The sequence below is a fragment of the Mucilaginibacter sp. P1_D10 genome (genome assembly GCF_056406215.1).
In genome coordinates this window covers 307904-326641 of record NZ_JBFUAP010000004.1, presented here as the reverse complement: position 1 = coordinate 326641, position 18738 = coordinate 307904, and the positions used below count along the sequence as shown (strand labels likewise).

Sequence of the window (18738 nt, the reverse complement as noted above, 5' to 3'; positions counted from 1 at the left end):
GTTGGCCTCTTAACATTTCAACTTTGTAACCTTTCAACTTTCAAACCTTACAACCTTTTAACGTCTCACTACCTCCAAGCTCCAATCGCTGCCGCTGCCTATTTTGTAGGTATCGGCAAAGCTGCCCATATTGAGGGCGAAGGATAATTGCAGCAGGCTATTGAGGTAAGCCAGCGGCTTGCCCTCCGGCACATCGCCAAAGGTTTTGCTGTAAGGCGCATCGCCTTCGTAAACGGGCGTGCCTTTACTAAATATTTTGAAATGCAGCACGTCGCCATACTTGAGGTGGAGTTTGGCAACCAGGTCGTCATTAATATCCGTCCAAATGTTGCCATATTGAACGTCGAGCACATCGATAGTGCCTTTTAATACGCCGTTGGTGTAGGTAGCATGCTGGTAAGGTATCTTAACAACTTCATTCGGAAGTGCTTTACCTACCTGCTGATAAGTAATAACACCGGCCGCCAGGCGCGCAGCCGTATAAACATACACATCGCGACCGTGGAAGGTGTACGATTTCCCCGATTCTTTCCGCCGGTTAACAGCTTCGTCTATCTCGCGGATCTCGGCCACGCCAAACGCTTCAGCTACGTGGGTGAGCGTGCCATTATCCGGCGTAACGATGTATTGCCCGGTCTTCGTTTTCATCACTACGGATTTGCGCGAAGTACCCACGCCGGGATCCACCACCGAAACAAACACCGTGCCCTTGGGCCAGTAATTGATGGTTTGGAACAGGCGGTACGATGCCTCCCAGATATTGTAATTGGGTATCTCATGCGTGAGGTCGAAGATTTTCAATCCCGGCGATACGCTCATAGCAACGCCTTTCATTGCCGAAACAGCACCATCTTTTAAGCCAAAATCGGTTTGGAGTACGACGATGTTATTTGGGGCTGACGCGCGGCTAAACGGCAATAACAGAAATGCGGCGAAAAGCCCGCTAAATAATGCTTTTCTCATGTGAGTCGGTTTCAGTAGGTTTAACAGCTTTCCATTTATAAATCAGACCTATAATCAGCCAAATTACCGCAAGGCACCAATAAAGTGTAAATGTGCTTACAGTAAGATAGGTGCCTTTTCGGAAGGCAAACCCTATAAATAAAAGGCCTGCTGATTGAAGTGCTATAGGAGGTATTTCGGGGTTGATAAAGAAATTCTTACTGCCATAATACATCGGTACAAAAAATATACTGAACAGCACCACGGAGGAAAAGTGATACTCCTGCCCTTCTCCTAAACCGTCGAGCAAATTTCCATTTATAATTAATATCAGCGTCAATAACACAAAAATTGGCACACGGCTTATTTGAAACTTTTTAGTTTGAGCGAGGATATCTGTTTTGCTATCTGTCGCAATAATAATTTCGCCGATGGTGAACAACTGCCACCGGTTACGTTGAAATTGATAAACAATACAAAGTACGAGAGGCAAAATAACAGCAGCCAGCAACAATAAAGGGTTTAGAGGACCAAAAAAAACCGTTAAAAGGATAAGAAATATGCCTATAAAAAACATTAGCAGGTAATAGTTAACTGCTATTACAAAAGCACTGCGAGAATACGTTTAATTTGCATCAGGAAGCTTATCAACAAATAACAGCAGCTTTAAACGCTCCATTATTTTAAGGCTGAATATAGCGATTTTACTCCGATGCTTCCTCGCCTTCTTCGCCAAGTTCTACAATATCGCCTTCTTTAAATAAAATGGCCTGCAGGGTTTTGCGCCAAACGGGTTTCTGGCGCAGCAGGAATTCCAGGTCCATGCCGAAGTGCTTGAACTCTTCGTGCTGGGCATTCTGCATAATGGCTTTGGCTTGCTTGTCTTTTTCTACCGAGATGCGTTGCTCGTACCAGTTTATTGCCTCGGCTTCTTCGCCAAGAGAGACGATCATGCGGGCAAAAGTGCGGGTCTTGTCCGAAAGTTCTTCGGGTGGTTCGTGGTATTGGTCAAATGCCATAATATTCCTTTTTAGGATATAAAAGGGATATTATGGCAATTTGTTTTTGTGTAAATAAGCTTATTCTATTTCGTTATTAAGGGCTTGTTTTAAAGTATAAACCTTGTAGGTTATACCCAGCCGCTTTGCATTATCCTCAACGGTTTGTTTAAAGCCTGCCTCCTTACGCCGTTTATTAACGTTTGCAGCGTCGGCAATAGGCCAGATGAAAAATTTAAACTCGTTTACGCGTGTTACCTTGTTCATAATAGATTGCCCCCGAGCTTGCGAACCCCAAATCTGTTCCTGTTTGTTGTACATTAACGATCGGTCTTTCATCATCGCGTACAGGTAAAATGGCAGTTCTTTTTCATTAGCGGCTTTTTCTACCAGCGGCAAATATTTATCAATAACAGAGGAGTGTTGTAAAACATAAAACACAGCCTCGTTGGTTGGCGTATCTACAATGGATTTACCCGGGTAGCCGTACTGCGCTATAATTTCCACTACTCGTTTCAGATTAGTAGAATCCACCTTAGACTGCAGCGTCATCAACCCGGAGCCAAGGTTCGTTTTACTAAGATGGTATAACTTTGATATCGAATCAACCTGGTTGCTGTCCAGTTTTATGGAGGCGAGTTCGCGATATTTTTGGTCGAATTTATAAATGCTGTCTAATTCGTGCTTAAGCACCCTGTTGATCTTCCCCTGGGCTTTCCCAACAACTGCCAAACAGCATAGCAATAAACCTAAAACCAACTGCTTCATACCTCTATATCACCTCGTTAATACTCATTTCCCTTATCTCCTTAGAAACATTCGGCCTGCCGTTTTTGAAGGCTTTGCGTGGTGTTAAGCCCAACAGTTCAAACATCGCCATATCTTCATCGAAGGATGGGTTTGGCGTGGTCAGCAATTTCTCGCCTGCGAAGATGGAGTTAGCACCTGCCATAAAACAGAAAGCTTGCTCCAGTGTGCTCATCTCCGTACGCCCTGCCGATAGCCTTACCACGGTTTTAGGCATCACGATGCGGGCGGTGGCAATCATCCTCACCATATCCCAAACAGAAACGCGGGGCTGATTGGCCAGCGGTGTACCTTGTACAGGTACCAGGGCATTAATCGGCACAGACTCCGGGTGCTTCGGCATATTGGATAATGTTTTCAGCATAGATATCCTATCGGCTTCGGTTTCGCCCAGGCCAATGATTCCACCGCTGCAAACGGATATTTTGGCCTTACGCACGTGCTCTAAGGTTTGCAGGCGGTCGTCGTAAGTGCGGGTGGTGATGATGCGTTTATAGTCATCTTCGGATGTATCCAGATTGTGATTATATGCGTAAAGCCCGGCATCTGCAAGCCTTTGCGCCTGCGATTCGGTAAGCATGCCCAGCGTACAGCAAACTTCCATATCCAGCGAGTTTACGGCTTTTACCATGTCCAGCACCTTATCGAAATCGCGGTTATCGCGTACCTCGCGCCAGGCGGCACCCATGCAAAGGCGGCTTGCCCCACCGTTCTTAGCTTTCTGCGCAGCAGCCAAAACTTCTTCCTTAGGCATTATGGCATGCACATCAACCCCGGTATTGTAACGCGCAGCTTGCGGACAATACGCGCAATCCTCGGGGCAACCGCCTGTTTTAATGGAGATGAGGGAACTTATCTGCACTTCTGCATAGTCCTTATTTTCGCGGTGGATGCTGGCCGCCCTGTAAACCAGGTCGAGCAATGGGGAGTGATATATTTCGGCTATTTCTTCCTGTGTCCAGTTATGTCTTACTTCAGTCATCGTTATCGGTATTTGATGCAAATATTAAAGTTTATTTACTATTCTTACTCGTTAAATTTTATTTCTCGCAAAGGTGCTAAGACGCAAATAGTTAAATTGATTGCTTCCTGGGCGTTTTATCTCTCGCAAAGGCGCTAAGACGCAAAGAATTAAGATTTTCAAAGGTTATTTACAATCCTGCTTATTCCGTCTTTAATCAACAACTCATTAAAGTTTATTAAAAGCCCGAGTTTGCAGCCAGATAGTCGCAAATAGGTTAAAACCTGCTTGGAATGCACCGGAGATAAATTACTCACGGATTTCAATTCAACAATTACCTTATTTTCAACTATCAAATCCGCTCTAAATCCTATGTCCATTTTAAGCTCTTTCCACAATACAGTTATCCCTTTCTGGCGTTCAACTGTTAATCCTTTACTTACCAATTCGAAATACAATATTTCTTCGTAAACTGATTCCAATAAGCCCGGCCCCAACTGCTTGTGTATTTCGAAAGCTGCATGTACAATTATCTTAGAAAGCTCATTTTCGTCCATATTTCCGGCCAAATCATTCCATTTTTCCTTCTTTTGCGCCTTCGCGCCTTTGCGAGAAACAACTTCTTGCTAAATCCATCATAATACGCTGTTCTCTTTTAACGCTGCAGTAAAAAGTGGCTTGCCAGCCACAGCGGCAGCAAAAAGCCTGCGCAATCGGTAAAGGTTGTGATGATGATAGAGGAGGCCACCGCCGGGTCTATCCCTACCCTTTTTAATACCAATGGAATGGTGGCGCCCGTAAGCCCGGCTATTACCAAATTACCCGTCATGGCCAGAAACAAAACCAGGCCCAGCTTGGGGTCGGCGTCGTAAAACATGGCTATAGCGAAAACAATGAGGCCGTTTGCAGCACCGTTAAGTAAGCCTACTAAAAACTCCTTTAATACGGTGTTATAGGCCTGGGCATCGCTCAGGTCGCTCAGCGATATCCTGCGTACCGTTACCGCCAGCGATTGTGTTGCCGCGTTGCCGCCCATGCCTGCAATAATAGTCATATAAGCAGCGATCTGCGGTAACTGCGCTACCGTAGTACCGAAACGCCTGATAATGGATGCTGCAAGATAAGCCGTACCCAGGTTTATCACCAGCCAGGGCAGGCGGCTTTTTACGGCCTCTTTCCAGTTACCACTTAGTTCTTCGTCTTCAGATACACCGGCAATCTTCAATATATCCTCGGTGCTTTCCTGTTCCATTACATCGATGATGTCATCAACCGTAACCCGGCCCAGCAGCTTCATGTTATCGTCTACTACAGGGATAGTCGTCAGGTTATATTGGGAGATAAGTCCCGCTACGTCTTCCTGGTCAAGGTCGGCTTTTACGTACACAAAGTCTTTCACCACCAAATCGCTCACGCTGGCATCATGCCGGGCTTTAATGATAGATTTTATAGAGAGTATGCCTTGTAATATATCATGATCATCAACTACGTATATCGTATAAAACTCCTCCATCTCTTCCGACTGGCGGATAATCTCGTCCAATGCGTCTTTTTTATCGAGGTTGATGTTCACCTTGATAATCTCGGAGTTCATGATGCCGCCGGCGGTATCTTCGTCGTATTTTAAAAGCGCGCGTATGTTGGTAGCGTCTTCCTGGTCTATATCCTGCAGAATTTCGTGCTGCTCGTGTTCTTCCAGCTGCGAAATAATGTCTGTTGCGTCGTCATAATCCAGCTCCTCTACAATGTCCGACCGTTTGTCGGGATGCATATTCAGCAACAAATCCTCCGGGTGCGATTCCTCCGTCATCTCCGAGAGCACTTCCGATGCAATATCGGCGGGCAGCAAATTGATGATGCGCTCCTTGGCCTCCTGCGGCAATTTTTCGAACAGGATAGCAATCTCGGAGGCGTGGTACTCGTCCAGAACCGCCTCTAAACCAGCATCATCACCTTCAAGCGCCGTTTTAAAGCGCAGCAGGTCGGATTTATCGATTTCGAAAGATTGCATATGCATGCAAATTAGGGAATTTTGGGCAAAGAGCGGCTATGATTATTGAATTAGGAAGCGTTTTTTAACCGGGTGTAGCGGTTAGCTTGCCGGCAATTATAGCGCCGCCAGATGCAGCCGATATTGGCTATTAAGAATTATGGGGTGCTTGTGTTTAAGACTTAAGCCTTGCGGGCGCAGAGCCTATTTTTCGGGGGGCGTAGCGGTAATTTCGCCGAATTCGTTTACTTAGGCCATCATGCTGTCGAGGTCGCTGCTGCCGGGATTATCTTTGCGTTCCTGCTTGCGCTGTGCCTTGTCTTCCTTTTTAATCCGGCGGTTTTTTTCCAGTTGTTTTTTCATGAAAGTTGCCTGCGATTTTGCCATCGGGTATTTGGGTAAGTTTGGGAATTATTTTAAATAAAAAAGCATCTGCCATAACAGCAGATGCTTACGATTAAATTTTATAGTGATTTTGTTAAACTACTTTTACATTTACCGCTGTTAGGCCTTTTTTGCCTTCTTCTACGTCGAACGTAACACTATCGTTTTCACGGATAGTATCGATCAACCCAGTTGAGTGTACAAAAACGTCGCTCCTGTTATCAGTTTGTGATATGAAGCCAAAGCCTTTCGTTACGTTGAAAAACTTTACAGTTCCTTCTTTTGACATTATAATATTGTTTTAATAAGTGTGCAAGGTAGCCATAATATATGGCATTAACTTTTTATTTAAACTTTTACTTCAATTTAATTTAAAAACACCCTCATTTTCAATAAATAAAGGTATATTTAAACCATTACCACAATACATCCCTAAAACATCTGCTGCGCTTATAGCGAGGCGGCTATTTATTTCAGTTAATCTATCATACCAAACATCATGAGTAAAGACAAGAAACAGGTTAAGGAAGTCAAGAAAGAAAAAAGCGTTAACGTAAACAAAAAAGTATCCTCATACCAGTCGGGCAAAACCACTTCATCTGCCGACCTTACCTCTAAGAAAAAATAATCAGCATGGACGAAAAGACAATAGAAAACCAAACCCGCCTTTACCTGTACGACCTAATGAACACCGCAAGAGAGCATGGCTTTAAGGCCGATGATGTTTGGGAGTTTAGCCTGGTGGGCGATGCAGAGAAAACCCGTCTGCAAAAAACCTACTACCCTACCATAGCTACAAAAATGCTACCCGAAGCGGTATTGGAAGTGTTCCACCTGATAAAATCGCGCCTTAACCAAAGCTTCAGCCGCGACGAGCAATCGCTTGACAAACGCACCGTAGTTACCGATAATTTAAATTACCTGGTTGCCTACAATTTGAAAAGGCCACGCACCTAGTTATAAGTCCTAAGCCGAAAGTCTGAAGTCATATATATTACTTCAGACTTTCGACTTAAGGCTTATCTTTCTCCGGTTCGTCCAAATAGCTTTGGCTTACCGTTGTAACCGCGCCCAGCTGCTGTTGCTGCTGTTTTCCGTAAAATTTGGTTTCGTTGGTTTGCCCCTTGTCGTACATGTCGCCGGAGGATGCAGCGTTGGCATCATGCGCCGCAAACACATTATTCAACTGCTGATCTACCTCTTCTGTTATCGCTCTCCCCTTTTCGTATAGTGGAAGAGCCAGCAGTTGGGCTTTGGTAATGCCAGGCATCACCACGTTATCTTTATCCTGTTGAAAAATGGCAAGGCTGATGGGCAGGAACACGCGGCCATCTTCCAGGCCTATATCGTTGTTTTCCATATGCAGGATGATGTAGCGCACCTTGCGCGCCTGCGGGTCGAACAAGAGCTCGTCTACCTCACCTATCTTATTGCCTGCGGAATCCCTTACGTCCCAGCCTTGTATATCGGGTTGCCCGTCGACTATTTCATAGCAGCTTTCGCTAAGTTCTTCCAATTTACTGTGATCGTATGTTTTATCTGCTGAAGCCATGCTGTGGTATTGTTTATAGGTAAAACAAGGTAATCAATGCGCCGGTGAATCTTTCACCGTGGTATCTGCCGGCGTGGTTTTTAGTTCTGCTGGCTGATAGCTCTTATTATAGCCGCCGTAAAGCATCAATATCACACCCACTAAGACAATGAATAGGATAATCCATATCCAGGTAGGGCTCTTTTTTTTGCGTTGCACATCCAGTTGCGCCATAATGAAATATTTAAATCGCTTATTACTAAAAGCATCCGCAATGGATTTGGTTTTAAAATTTTGAATTTTGACAGGAAGGGTTAGCGTTGTTCCACAAGCCTGAAAACACAGCAGCCCCAACCAAATGGCCGGGGCTGCTGTGTTTTTAATTGTCTTGAATCTTGATTCCTGATTCTTAACGTCTTATTCTTAGTAGAGCGTAAACTCCACCCTACGGTTTGCCTGGCGGCCCGCGGGGGTTTTGTTGGTAGCAATAGGCTGGCTTTCGCCGTAACCTGTAGCTTCTATACGCGATGCATTGGCACCCTGACTTACCAGGTAAGCTTTGATAGCTTCTGCACGGTCTTTAGACAACCTTAAGTTCAAAGCATCAGAACCTGTATTATCTGTGTGGCCGGCTAGTTTTAAACTGAAATTCTTATCAGTTAACAATTTGGCAACCCTATCCAGGCTCGGGAACGATTTAGGGCGGATGGTAGCTTTACCCAAATCAAATTCCAGGTTATTGATAGCATCTTTCACCACGCGTTTGTCTTCTTCGGTTACGTAAACCTTAACTTCCGGCTTAGCCAACGGACAGCCTGCGCCATCTACTTTCTGACCAGCCGGCGTGTTAGGGCATTTGTCGTAGAAATCGGCAACACCGTCGCCATCGCTATCGACCGTAAATTTGGCCAGGTTGGCGTTAGTTGCATCCAAATCGCTGCGTAATTTAGCGTTAGCAGCTTTTTCTGCATCTATCTGCATTTGCAATTGGTCCCTGGTTTGTTTGTCTTGCAACAAATATTCGGTACGCATACTGTTTACCGGGTTATGGGTAGCCATTTGCGGTTTTGAGCTTTTGCCCAAGGCAAATTCTAAACCGATGTGCCCGTACGAGAATTTATCACTGCCGCCGCCAAAATTATAGCCATCGAAGTTGTCGCTGGCCACAAAGTTTACAGAGTAACCCATATCCAGGTTTACGCCGCTGCCGAGGTTGAATTTTAAACCTAAACCAACCGGGATAAATATCTCGCGGATGCTTTCGTCGTTCGCTTTGAAGTTGGTAGAAACACCGGCAGCTGTAGTCAATACCGGTTTGTAGTTGATAACACCACCACCAAAGGTTGCATATGGCTGTATTGCGCCTTTTTTATGGCGCCAGTTAATGTTGGCCAGGGTGAGGTTACCGCTTAAAGCGGCCGACCATTGCACTTTTGTTTGGAAGCTGCTCAAGCCTGCGCCATTTGGTTGGGCATCTTTGCCCTTTACTTTACCGGCCAGGAAATCGGCCTGAAGGCCAAACGAAGGCAATATTTGTTTTTTGATATAACCACCGTAGCCAAATTCGGCCTGTGGGGTTGTAAAATCTTGTTTGCCGTTAGTACCAAAAATGGTAAATGGCGTTAAAACGCCGCCATGGATGCCGATAGACCAGGTACGGAAAGCGTCGCCGCCCGAGAAGGGTTGTACGTAATTTTTTGTTGAGATTGAATCGGGAGATTGGGCAAACAGTTTGCTACCAACCATTAGGCCGGTAAGCAGCATTGTTGCTTTTTTTAGATTTGTTTTCATGTTGAATGATTTGGTATCGCCTGCTATAATATACAACAGGCTTGCACCGGCACATCCAACATTAGTGCCAACAAAAAAATAGCGCGGCTAGGCTAAAGCTTTAAATACATAGCCATGCTAAACCCCTTAGCTAATGCGCTATCGGATAGCAGGTTACTAAGAGCCGTATTTTTAATACACGAAAACGAAAATTATAGTCGTATAAATTAAAAATGGCGGCGTTTATGCATTAAAAGCTATACAGTTTCGGGTTTTTTACTTAAAGAGGCAGCAAATTGTAATTGAAGGAATAAAATCCATCTTTGAAAATAAATGACATTACGAATTTCTGGGCAACTGGTTTCCCATCAATGGTGGCCGGTGTTAGGGCGGGCAAAAGCTTCAATTGGTAGAGTATGCCACGGCCCATTTCTGCGCCGCTGTGCATGTTGCTGAACTTCCCTTCGGGGGATATCTCGCCCTCTATCTTAAAGTTCCTGCTATTATCGCGCAGGTAGGTAATGCTGTTGAAATAAGTAGAAACTGCGCGCTGGAGGTCTTCCATAAAAGTATCGGACCCGTGGGCGAAATGGGCGTTGGCCGCCATGTGCTGGCCGGACGCATCATCGCCAAGAGCTTCCGGGCATACCTGGAACGATGGCACCATGTTTTCGGCATTCTTGAATGTGAAATAAGTGTACACCAGAGTAATCAGGGTTTTACCTGAGTAGCGTGAATAATCGCTGGTGCCATCCTGGAATTTGCCGTGCTCGAAATATTCGGTGGCAAAAATCCTGTCGCTTTGCGTGTCATATAGTTTCCAGTTCCCGTCGGGTCGGCCATTCAGTATAGCACCTTTCCAAAAGCTTGCCTTTCCGTCTACTGTAAATTCACCTTTGCCGTTTTCAACAGTATGTGTGCCATCCGGCAGCCATGCGTCCCAAATCTTATAACCGTCGCGGCTATCTTCAAATACCAATTGGGGCTTACCGTCCTCGTAAAAAAGCTGCCATTTGCCGTCGAAAGAATTGTTCTTGTAATTGCCTTTGGCATAAAGGCTCCCATTTGGATAGTAAACAGTAAAGGCCCCTTCTTTTTTGCCCGAACTATTATAACTACCCTCTGCTAAAACAACGTTGGCAGCACCTTTAACCACATCCCGGAATTTGCCCGTGAACGTTTTTGTATGGAAATTAAAATGCGCGTACCGTACAATTGCCGCGCAGGTATCTTCGGTTAAATAGTAATTATCGGTAAGGCTTAAGGCTACACTGTCTTTGCCAAGGTTGTGGTAGATGATGTTCCGTTTAACATCGCTTTGCGCTGCAACTGGGCCGACAATAAAAAAGAAGAGAGCGAATAGAAAAAAGGACCTCATTGTGTTGGGTTTGGTGCAGAAAAGGTAAGAAAAATATCCGGCAAGCAGACAAAAATTTTACGCCATCACCGCAAGCATCCCAAATATAGGTGCCACAAGCGGGTTATCACCCTCAACAACTGCGGCCGCACGGGCGGCATCGGGAGTTATGGCTTTGGTGAACAGTTTCCAGGCGGTATCGGGGTTTATTATAACCGAGGCATCGGCTTTGTAAACAGGTGGCAATTGCATTAAGGTCCATTTATCCGCCGTCTGTCTCAGGTACCATTCGCCGCCGGCATTGCTGGTAACCGTAACCTTCACCATGGTTCCTTCGTCGGCAAGGGTGTTACGGTAGGTATGCGGCAAGGCGTACATAAAAGTATCTATCGCTGGATAGAAAAGTTCTTTAGACATCAAACCGGGCCTACCCACTGCGTCGCGTATCTGCTGCTGGTGGTGCCATTTTTCGGTGTATTCCCTTGCAATGTGGAACCAGTTGAGCGAGGTGTCCTCCCCCGCCCAGGCGACCGAATACATGGCCGGCGCAAAGGGTGGTAGCGTGTGCAGGTATTGGATATATTGTTCACCGGTACTTTCCAGTTGGGCCATCAGGTAGGCAGGGCTAACTCTTTTCATGGCCTTAACCCACACGGCATTCAAGTCGTTTAAGTAAGCAACCAAATCCTGGTAATTGTTTATTTGTGGAGGAGGTTCATTGCTCTGATAGCCGTGAAGCGCGGAAATGGCGCGTATGTTACCATCAAGCAAGTGCGCGGCAATATCTTTTACATCCCATAATTTGGCAACGGTAGGCATATGCCATTCTTCCGGAGATAAGGAGGCAAGCAATTCCAGCAACAACTTATCCAACACCGGGAAAAGATGCAGGGTTTGTATGGGAATTGCTTGCTCCATAGCTAATTTATGCCATGCTTTTTTCTAAAGCCTGCACAATATCGTTTATTACATCTTCGGCTTTTTCTAAACCTGCCGAGATGCGTATCAGGCCAGGCGTGATGCCCACCGAAGCGCGTTCTGCATCAGTTAGTTTACTATGTGTAGTACTTGCCGGGTGCGATGCAATGCTGCGGCTATCGCCCAGGTTGGCCGTTACCGAGAGCAGTTCCAACGCATCTAAAAATTTGCGGCCTGCAACAACACCACCCTTTATTTCGAAGCATAATACGCCGCCGCCTGCTTTCATTTGCTTTTTGGCGATATCATACTGCGGGTGCCCTTTTAAAAAAGGGTATTTTACCCAGCTTACGTTAGGGTTGCTTTGCAATGTTTCGGCAATTTTGAGGGCATTAGCGCAGTGGCGTTCCATCCGTACGTCCAATGTCTCCAAACTTTTGCTCAATACCCAGGCGTTAAAAGGCGACATGGCCGGGCCTGTATTGCGGCAAAACATATAAATTTCTTTAATAAGGTCCTTACGGCCAACTATTACGCCGCCCAGCACCCTACCCTGTCCGTCTATCCATTTGGTGGCGGAGTGTACGATGATATCCGCACCAAAATCAACCGGGCGTTGCAGTAATGGCGTGGCAAAGCAGTTATCTACATTAAATATGATGTTATGCTTTTTGCTGAACTGCCCCGCCCACTCCAAATCTATCACCTCCAGCTGCGGATTAGTAGGCGTTTCCAGGTAGAGCATTTTGGTGTTTGGCTGTACGGCCGCTTCCCAGGCTTCTTTATCGTTTGCCGGGATAAGCGTGCAGGTGATGCCGTACCTTGGCAGGTATTTGTTTACGATGGTAAACGTACTGCCGAAAACCGAGCTGCAGCACAGCAGGTGGTCGCCGCTTTGCAGCAACCCCATAAAGGTACTGAAGATGGCACTCATGCCCGTGGAAGTGGCAAAACCATCATCGCAGCCTTCGAGAGCGCACATCTTGGCCACAAATTCATCAACTGTTGGGTTGCTGAAACGGCTGTAAATATTTTCGTCGTTCTCATCGGCAAAAGCGGCGCGCATAGTTTCAGCCTCGCTGAAAGTAAAACTGCTGGTTAAATATAGCGGCGATGAATGCTCGTTCTGTAATGTTTTTGGGGCGCGTATGCGTATAGCCTTGGTTATCGGGTCTAATTCTTGTGACATTTTATTTGCAGTAGTATATTATGATTTAGCAGGATGTACAAACACCTGCCATTTGATATCGGCTTCGGCCTTATAAAGCGTGGCTGCAACCGAACAGTATTTGCCAAGCGATAGTTCTACGGCTTTATAGGCCTTTTCCTCGTCAACTTCGCCGTATAAATGAAATTCCAAATTGATGGTTTGCCAAAGTGATGGCTCTTTGCCGGCTTCGCGTTCGCCGCTGATAATCATCTCATAGTCTACAACATTCTGGCGCTGCTTGCGCAGGATGGCAATTACATCAATGGCCGAGCATCCGCCCAGCCCCATCAGCAACATTTGCATGGGGCGTACGCCAAAGTTTTCGCCGCCGCTTTCGGGGCTGCTGTCCATCCGCACGGTGTGGCCATATTCGTCATGGGCCTCAAAACCGTATTCGCCGCTTATGCGGGCTAATTTTATAGTAGGCATGGTATTAAAATAATTTTGCTAAGGTAATAATGATATGGACACGAATTTCACCAAAAGGATAAATTTCACGATTTACCGAAAAGTTGAATTTAAATTGACACGAGTTGAGCGAACACGAACCACACGAATTAAGAAGAATTCTCACTAACAACAGCGGAATATTTGAAAACAAACCTCTTGGTAATAATCCTGTGGTAAGTGATAAACTGTGCTTTTAATTAGTGAAATTCGTGTTCACTCAATATATCATGAAGAGATCTATCATATCGGCAGTAGCCTTGTTTTTTTGTTTTACTTGCTCCGCCCAAAGCAACCTGGTATCGTACGATGACCTCAGCTACCTGCTACATAACAATATCAACAGGGCCGATACCTTTTTTACCTCCAAGGGTTACACGCTTGCAGAGAAGAACCTCAAGAAAAACACTCGCAAATACACGCTGGCTATCCCCGGCGGCACTTATAATAACATAAACCTGCGTGTAGATGGCAGGCGATTATTTATTGAAATAGAAACCAACGAACTGCAGCAGTACAACCTTATATACAACTCCATAGCCGACTACCTCAACAAAACTACCAGCACTGCCGATGTACAGGCCTACACCGTAAAAGATTTGGGAAGTATTTATGTAATGGTGAATGATGCTGTGCCGTATAACCCTTTGCGCAGGGTGTATGATATACAGATTGTTTCGGACAAGGCAATAACAGCGTATAATTAGTCGACATTAAAATTTGGTTAACTCCCTGGCTTAATGAAATTGCTTCGGCTCTTTACTCACCACTCACCAAATTCATCTTTTTATTGAGCCGGGCTTTAGCCTGCCTCACGCTTGCCGGGGTAATATTAAGCAACGCGGCTATCTCTTTGGTAGACAGGTTAATATGATAGTATGCGTACAGCCTTTGTTCGTGCCTGGTGAGCGTTGGATACGCGGTTTGCAGGTTATCAAAAAAACTGGGGCGCACTTGCTCAAAGTGTATCTTAAACTTATCCCATCCATCGTCTACATGCTGAGCACCCTTTAACGATGCGTGTATGTTCTTTATCGCTTCGTTACTTACGCTGGGGTTCATGGCTTGCATATCCTGCATTTGGGTAGTCAGATCTGCAAGTACTTTATTTTTTTGATGTATGTACAGGCTATTGCCCACCAACTCGCGCTGGTTGGCCTCCAGGCGTTGCTGCAGCTGCTCATTTTTTTCGCGTTCAAGCTCCATTGTAAGCGTAATGTTTTTGTTTTCGCCCTCGGCAAGCAAACGTTTGTACTCGGCCACGGTAACATCGGCCTCTAATTGTATAGCCTGTATGGCTTTCGCTTTCAAATCCTCATTAATGAGCTTTACGCGGGCAACCAGGGCCACGGCAAAAGTAAGTATCTGCGATAGAATGGCAATCTCGGGCAACAGCGTGCTCCCCCTCCCATACATCAGTATAAACGCCGAAGAGCCCGCTACGAACAAAACCGGCAAGAAATGGGCCGCTAAAAAATGACTTGCCGCAGGCACCTTTTTTCGATAAGCTACGATGCCCGTTACAAGGCAGGCAACCGCGATGATGATAATAAAAACGTTAGCGGCAGGGACTATATCAATGAAATAGATGCCCGAAATAGTGATTGATATGGGGATGGCTTCGAGAAAAAAGTACGTATATGAAAGCCCCCGAAGCACCTTATCGTACAATGGCATAGTTTTTTTGGTGCGCAGGTAAGCGCGCGTAAACTGTATAAACCCGCAAAAAATAACGATTACCGCAACATGCAAGAGAAAATTATTCACATCGAAAAAGTACAGTTTTTGATCGGACGTAACGTTTACGTTGTAAACGCGGATAGGTAGCAACACATTGAAAAAAAACTTGTCGGCTGTAAAGAATATCAGCGCACCAAATTGCACAATTACATAATACAAGTATGTTTTATCATGCAGCTGGAAGTAAACATACAGGTTATACCCCGCAAAACTGATAATAACTATGCAACAGGCCAGGTAACATAGTTTGATAAAAAGCTCATCGGCGGCGAAGGCTACTTCTTTTTCCAGTTTAATTTCGGGCTTCGCTACATAACCAAATGGTTTTTCATCGGTAAGTGCTATCTTGATGTAGAAGATGTTTTCTGCGTGTTTTTGCAGCAAGCAGGCTATGGCACCCAGCCGTCGCCGTTTGTCCTTTGCGTTTAAACCGACTGCGCTCCCCTCCCATTTTTTGCTTGCGGGATTATATTGGTAAAACGTAAAGTTAAGGCCCCTGTTAGCAAGCGACAACCTGTACATTTCGTTATTGGGATATGGATTGAATATACTTAGCTTAACCCAGTAGTAATTGGCCACCGGCGCCCGTAGCGAGTCTTGCTTAAATTGCAGGCCGACATCAGTTGCTACCTTATCTATGCTATAATTCGCATCGGGCAGTACGGTGTATTGGTTGATAATATAGGGCGATACATTGTTGAGCGTATCGCGGTTTTGTGCAAAGCCGGCAGAAAGAAAAAACAACAGCATAGCCGATAAGAGGGAAGCGCATTTTCGCGCAGCATATGTACCGTATAGAAAGTATATCTTCATCGTTAATTGCGATCCTGAATTAGTCTGTGCGTATGGCGCCGGGTATTTTGGTTTTTTGATAAAAAAATAATCAATACCAAAGATGCGATAAATCCGATTTACTTTTCCAATAGGGACAGCCAGGTTCTGATGATTTGCTGCAATGTACCCTCTTTGGCCACCACATCTTCGAGGCTATAGAAATGTGCAAGGCGGCGGCCATCGTCATAATCGCCCTCCAAAAAGCCGCTGGTGTCGTTAACTTTTGCCCCGCTTGGAAACACCAGACGGATGCAGTCTTTTCTGAAAAAGTTGGATACGATGATATACCGTTTGTATTCCTTAGGGTTAAAGGGGGGCATCTCCCCTATGTAAAGAAAGCTTGGCGCGTTCCATTTCACATGTTCGCCTATCTGGCTATCGGCAGCCAGTATCACCTGGCGAAGCGACTGCAAAACATCTTTAAGCGGGTGGTCAAGCCCTTGCACCAGGGCATCCACGCCGGGCGTATCAGCCAATACTTCGGTTTTTGATTTGGCGGCTTTCATATTAAAGGCTAATATATTTATTAGCAGCTCTTAATCAAAGACATAAGCGGGCCAAATTGCCAAACCAGCAAAACGTAATAAAGTGTTAATTAGAAGCCGCCTTTGTGTAATTAACGTGGGTAGGCACCGGCGCATCTGCCGGGTACGTGGTGTAATTGATGGTGAGTTGGTTGTTATTTAACTTATACGTGGCGTATTCGAAAAGTTTTTGGGTTGATGGGGTAACCACCGGGGTACCGGCATCCTCTTGTACCGACATGGTGCTGATATGGGTAAGCAAGCTGTCGCGCTTCACGGTAAAAGTACCCTTGAAAGTTGTGGTAGAGCGTACCGATACTCCCCCGGCACCATCGGGACGGGGATAGGCGACAAATATAGCGTTGAAGCTCCCGTCGGCCCCAAAGGATACACTGCGGCCATAACCTGCCGGGTTTGGGGGTTCGTTCCAGGTACCTATAAGGTTGGTTGGCGTACTACCGGATTTCTTACAGGAACTGATAACCAGTATGAGCACGGCCAACAGCAGGCAATAACGGATAGCGATGGCTGGTTTCATGACGGTGTTTTTTTTATATACGTAAACGCTGCCCCCTTCGCAACAGGCCATTTTATTATTATTTTTTTTTTTTGGGGGGGGGAGGGTATTAAATTATTGTGACCGCCTCGTGTAGGCATCGGTTCATGCACCGTGTTTCGCTTCGCGAGTGTGAAAGACTTTTTGGCCGGAAGTGAAACACCTGCGAAACACTGTCTCGATGTTTGTGCGACCAGGCACCAAATCCAAATCAATAATTTGCTTAGTATACCTTAAAACACCTACATTCGGAAAAAACAGAAAAAGCCATGGCTCCTGCAATATTGCTCACATTTATCATAGGTTACTTTTTAGTGTTGCTGGTGATATCGCACCTTACCTCAAAAAACGCTTCCAGCAACGATGCCTTTTTTGTAGCTAACCGCAACTCCAAATGGTACCTGGTAGCCTTCGGTATGATCGGTACCGCCCTTAGCGGCGTTACTTTTATCTCGGTACCCGGCAAGGTAGGCGCAGTAAGTGGAGACCAGTTCGCCTATTTCCAGTTCGTGCTGGGAAATGCAGTGGGCTTCATCATCATCGCTACCGTGCTGCTTCCCCTGTATTACCGCATGAAGCTAACCTCTATTTACAGTTATATAGAGCATGCCCTGGGCACCTGGAGCTATAAAACTGCGGCTGGGATTTTCCTGCTTAGCCGTACCATCGGCTCGTCGTTCCGGCTGTACCTGGTGGTTATCGTGCTGCAGAAATTCATCTTCGATCATTACAATATTCCGTTTGCGGTTACGGTACTCATATCCCTACTGCTCATCTGGAGCTATACCTTTAAAGGAGGTTTAAAGACCATCATCATCACCGATAGCCTGCAAACCTTTTTCCTGGTATCGTCGGTTTTCCTGTCGATATTCTTTATCTGCCGCAGCCTCAACTATGACCTGTTCGAAGCTGCCGAAGCCATCAAAAACAGTAGTTACTCCAAAATCTTCTTCCTTACCGATTTCGTGGGCAGCAAATTCCATCTTACCAAGCAATTCCTGGGTGGCGTATTTATCACCATCGGCATGACGGGGCTGGATCAGGACCTAATGCAGAAGAACCTAAGCCTCAAGAACATCAAAGAGGCGCAAAAGAACATGTTCAGCTTTACAGCTGTATTCGTGGTCATCAATATCTTCTTCCTGAGCGTTGGTGCATTGCTGTATATCTACGCGCAGCGCTACGGCATCACCGTAGAAAAAACCGACTACCTCTACCCTACCATCGCCCTTAAATACCTGGGGGTTGTACCCGGAATGGTGTTTATGCTGGGCCTTACGGCAGCAACTTTCGCCACAACAGATTCGGCCCTAACGGCATTGACCACTTCCTTTTGCGTAGATTTTCTGGATTTCAACAAAAAGGCCGATGTGAACAGCAAGAAGAACATAGCCGCTCGCCATTGGGTGCACATCGCCTTCTCGGGCCTGATGTTTTTGACCATTATCATCTTCAACGCCATCAACAACGATGCTGTGGTTGGAGCGATTTTCAAGGTGGCATCCTACACCTACGGGCCTTTGCTTGGCCTGTACTCGTTCGGCTTATTCGTAAGCAGCCGGCAGGTGAAAGATAAGCTGGTGCCTTTTATTTGTTTGATATCCCCGGCGATATGCTTCTTTTTGAGTACCGAAAGCAAAGAACTCCTGGGTGGTTACGTTTTCGATAACGAGCTCATCATCGTGAACGGACTGATTACCTTCCTGGGGTTGTGGCTGAGTTCGAGCAGGAAAACGGTATCGCCATCGGCTAAGCTTGCCGAAGTATAG

General features: G+C 45.8%; 23 protein-coding genes. 4 read left to right on the top strand and 19 right to left on the bottom strand.

Going from position 1 to position 18738, the window contains the following annotated elements:
- Window positions 1-57: 57 nt before the first annotated feature.
- From AC1DYT_RS08215 to AC1DYT_RS08175, 9 genes are all read right to left on the bottom strand, one after another.
- Window positions 58-963, bottom strand: a complete 906-nt coding sequence (locus AC1DYT_RS08215; RefSeq protein WP_477469140.1) for an SAM hydrolase/SAM-dependent halogenase family protein — start codon at window positions 961-963, stop codon at window positions 58-60.
- Window positions 944-1519 (bottom strand): hypothetical protein, encoded by a 576-nt coding sequence (locus AC1DYT_RS08210; RefSeq protein WP_477469139.1) that lies wholly within the window; start codon window positions 1517-1519, stop codon window positions 944-946. Before AC1DYT_RS08210 ends, AC1DYT_RS08215 begins: the two co-directional genes overlap by 20 nt.
- 127 nt (window positions 1520-1646) lie before the next feature.
- Window positions 1647-1961, bottom strand: a complete 315-nt coding sequence (locus AC1DYT_RS08205) for a ferritin family protein (protein ID WP_128533661.1) — start codon at window positions 1959-1961, stop codon at window positions 1647-1649.
- A 60-nt stretch (window positions 1962-2021) separates the two neighbouring features.
- Complete coding sequence (locus AC1DYT_RS08200; RefSeq protein ID WP_477469138.1) at window positions 2022-2708, bottom strand: DUF6624 domain-containing protein; 687 nt, start codon at window positions 2706-2708, stop codon at window positions 2022-2024.
- Window positions 2709-2712: 4 nt separating this feature from the next.
- Window positions 2713-3729, bottom strand: a complete 1017-nt coding sequence (bioB, locus tag AC1DYT_RS08195) for a biotin synthase BioB (RefSeq protein ID WP_477458991.1) — start codon at window positions 3727-3729, stop codon at window positions 2713-2715.
- A gap of 158 nt (window positions 3730-3887) precedes the next feature.
- Window positions 3888-4277 (bottom strand): GxxExxY protein, encoded by a 390-nt coding sequence (locus AC1DYT_RS08190; protein WP_477469137.1) that lies wholly within the window; start codon window positions 4275-4277, stop codon window positions 3888-3890.
- Window positions 4278-4363: 86 nt separating this feature from the next.
- Window positions 4364-5719, bottom strand: coding sequence for a magnesium transporter (gene mgtE / locus AC1DYT_RS08185; protein ID WP_477469136.1), 1356 nt, complete (start codon window positions 5717-5719; stop codon window positions 4364-4366).
- 228 nt (window positions 5720-5947) lie between these two features.
- Entirely contained in the window at window positions 5948-6085 is a 138-nt protein-coding gene (locus tag AC1DYT_RS08180) for a hypothetical protein (protein WP_477469135.1), read from the bottom strand.
- Window positions 6086-6176: 91 nt separating this feature from the next.
- On the bottom strand, window positions 6177-6371 hold the full coding sequence (locus AC1DYT_RS08175) for a cold-shock protein (RefSeq protein WP_067193409.1): 195 nt from the start codon (window positions 6369-6371) through the stop codon (window positions 6177-6179).
- A 210-nt stretch (window positions 6372-6581) separates the two neighbouring features.
- Here AC1DYT_RS08175 and AC1DYT_RS08170 point away from each other — a divergent pair, with 210 nt between their 5' ends.
- Both AC1DYT_RS08170 and AC1DYT_RS08165 read left to right on the top strand, forming a co-directional pair.
- A complete protein-coding gene (locus tag AC1DYT_RS08170; protein ID WP_262710286.1) occupies window positions 6582-6710 on the top strand; it encodes a hypothetical protein in 129 nt (42 codons plus the stop codon).
- A 5-nt stretch (window positions 6711-6715) separates the two neighbouring features.
- Entirely contained in the window at window positions 6716-7039 is a 324-nt protein-coding gene (locus tag AC1DYT_RS08165; protein WP_477469134.1) for a hypothetical protein, read from the top strand.
- Between the two features lie 55 nt (window positions 7040-7094).
- Here the strand turns inward: AC1DYT_RS08165 and AC1DYT_RS08160 are convergent, their stop codons facing one another.
- From AC1DYT_RS08160 to AC1DYT_RS08130, 7 genes are all read right to left on the bottom strand, one after another.
- A complete protein-coding gene (locus AC1DYT_RS08160) occupies window positions 7095-7634 on the bottom strand; it encodes a PRC-barrel domain-containing protein (RefSeq protein WP_477469133.1) in 540 nt (179 codons plus the stop codon).
- A 33-nt stretch (window positions 7635-7667) separates the two neighbouring features.
- Window positions 7668-7847, bottom strand: a complete 180-nt coding sequence (locus tag AC1DYT_RS08155; RefSeq protein ID WP_477469132.1) for a hypothetical protein — start codon at window positions 7845-7847, stop codon at window positions 7668-7670.
- Between the two features lie 189 nt (window positions 7848-8036).
- Entirely contained in the window at window positions 8037-9404 is a 1368-nt protein-coding gene (locus AC1DYT_RS08150; RefSeq protein WP_477469131.1) for an OmpA family protein, read from the bottom strand.
- 259 nt (window positions 9405-9663) lie between these two features.
- Window positions 9664-10761: a toxin-antitoxin system YwqK family antitoxin gene (locus tag AC1DYT_RS08145; RefSeq protein ID WP_477469130.1), complete on the bottom strand. Its 1098-nt coding sequence runs from the start codon at window positions 10759-10761 to the stop codon at window positions 9664-9666.
- Window positions 10762-10818: 57 nt separating this feature from the next.
- Window positions 10819-11658 carry a maleylpyruvate isomerase N-terminal domain-containing protein gene (locus AC1DYT_RS08140; RefSeq protein ID WP_477469129.1) on the bottom strand — a complete coding sequence of 280 codons (840 nt, stop codon included), beginning with the start codon at window positions 11656-11658 and terminating at the stop codon, window positions 10819-10821.
- Between the two features lie 7 nt (window positions 11659-11665).
- A complete protein-coding gene (locus AC1DYT_RS08135; protein ID WP_477469128.1) occupies window positions 11666-12847 on the bottom strand; it encodes a trans-sulfuration enzyme family protein in 1182 nt (393 codons plus the stop codon).
- A gap of 18 nt (window positions 12848-12865) precedes the next feature.
- The gene (locus AC1DYT_RS08130; protein ID WP_477469127.1) at window positions 12866-13297 is read right to left on the bottom strand and encodes an OsmC family protein; all 432 of its coding nucleotides are present in this window, start codon (window positions 13295-13297) and stop codon (window positions 12866-12868) included.
- A gap of 248 nt (window positions 13298-13545) precedes the next feature.
- Here AC1DYT_RS08130 and AC1DYT_RS08125 point away from each other — a divergent pair, with 248 nt between their 5' ends.
- Entirely contained in the window at window positions 13546-14022 is a 477-nt protein-coding gene (locus AC1DYT_RS08125; protein WP_477469126.1) for a hypothetical protein, read from the top strand.
- A gap of 52 nt (window positions 14023-14074) precedes the next feature.
- Here the strand turns inward: AC1DYT_RS08125 and AC1DYT_RS08120 are convergent, their stop codons facing one another.
- From AC1DYT_RS08120 to AC1DYT_RS08110, 3 genes are all read right to left on the bottom strand, one after another.
- On the bottom strand, window positions 14075-15868 hold the full coding sequence (locus tag AC1DYT_RS08120) for a 7TM diverse intracellular signaling domain-containing protein (RefSeq protein WP_477469125.1): 1794 nt from the start codon (window positions 15866-15868) through the stop codon (window positions 14075-14077).
- Window positions 15869-15966: 98 nt separating this feature from the next.
- Window positions 15967-16395 carry a DUF1801 domain-containing protein gene (locus AC1DYT_RS08115; RefSeq protein ID WP_477469124.1) on the bottom strand — a complete coding sequence of 143 codons (429 nt, stop codon included), beginning with the start codon at window positions 16393-16395 and terminating at the stop codon, window positions 15967-15969.
- A gap of 85 nt (window positions 16396-16480) precedes the next feature.
- On the bottom strand, window positions 16481-16951 hold the full coding sequence (locus AC1DYT_RS08110) for a hypothetical protein (RefSeq protein WP_477469123.1): 471 nt from the start codon (window positions 16949-16951) through the stop codon (window positions 16481-16483).
- 287 nt (window positions 16952-17238) lie between these two features.
- Between AC1DYT_RS08110 and AC1DYT_RS08105 the strand changes: the two genes are divergently transcribed.
- Window positions 17239-18738: a sodium:solute symporter gene (locus AC1DYT_RS08105; RefSeq protein ID WP_477469122.1), complete on the top strand. Its 1500-nt coding sequence runs from the start codon at window positions 17239-17241 to the stop codon at window positions 18736-18738.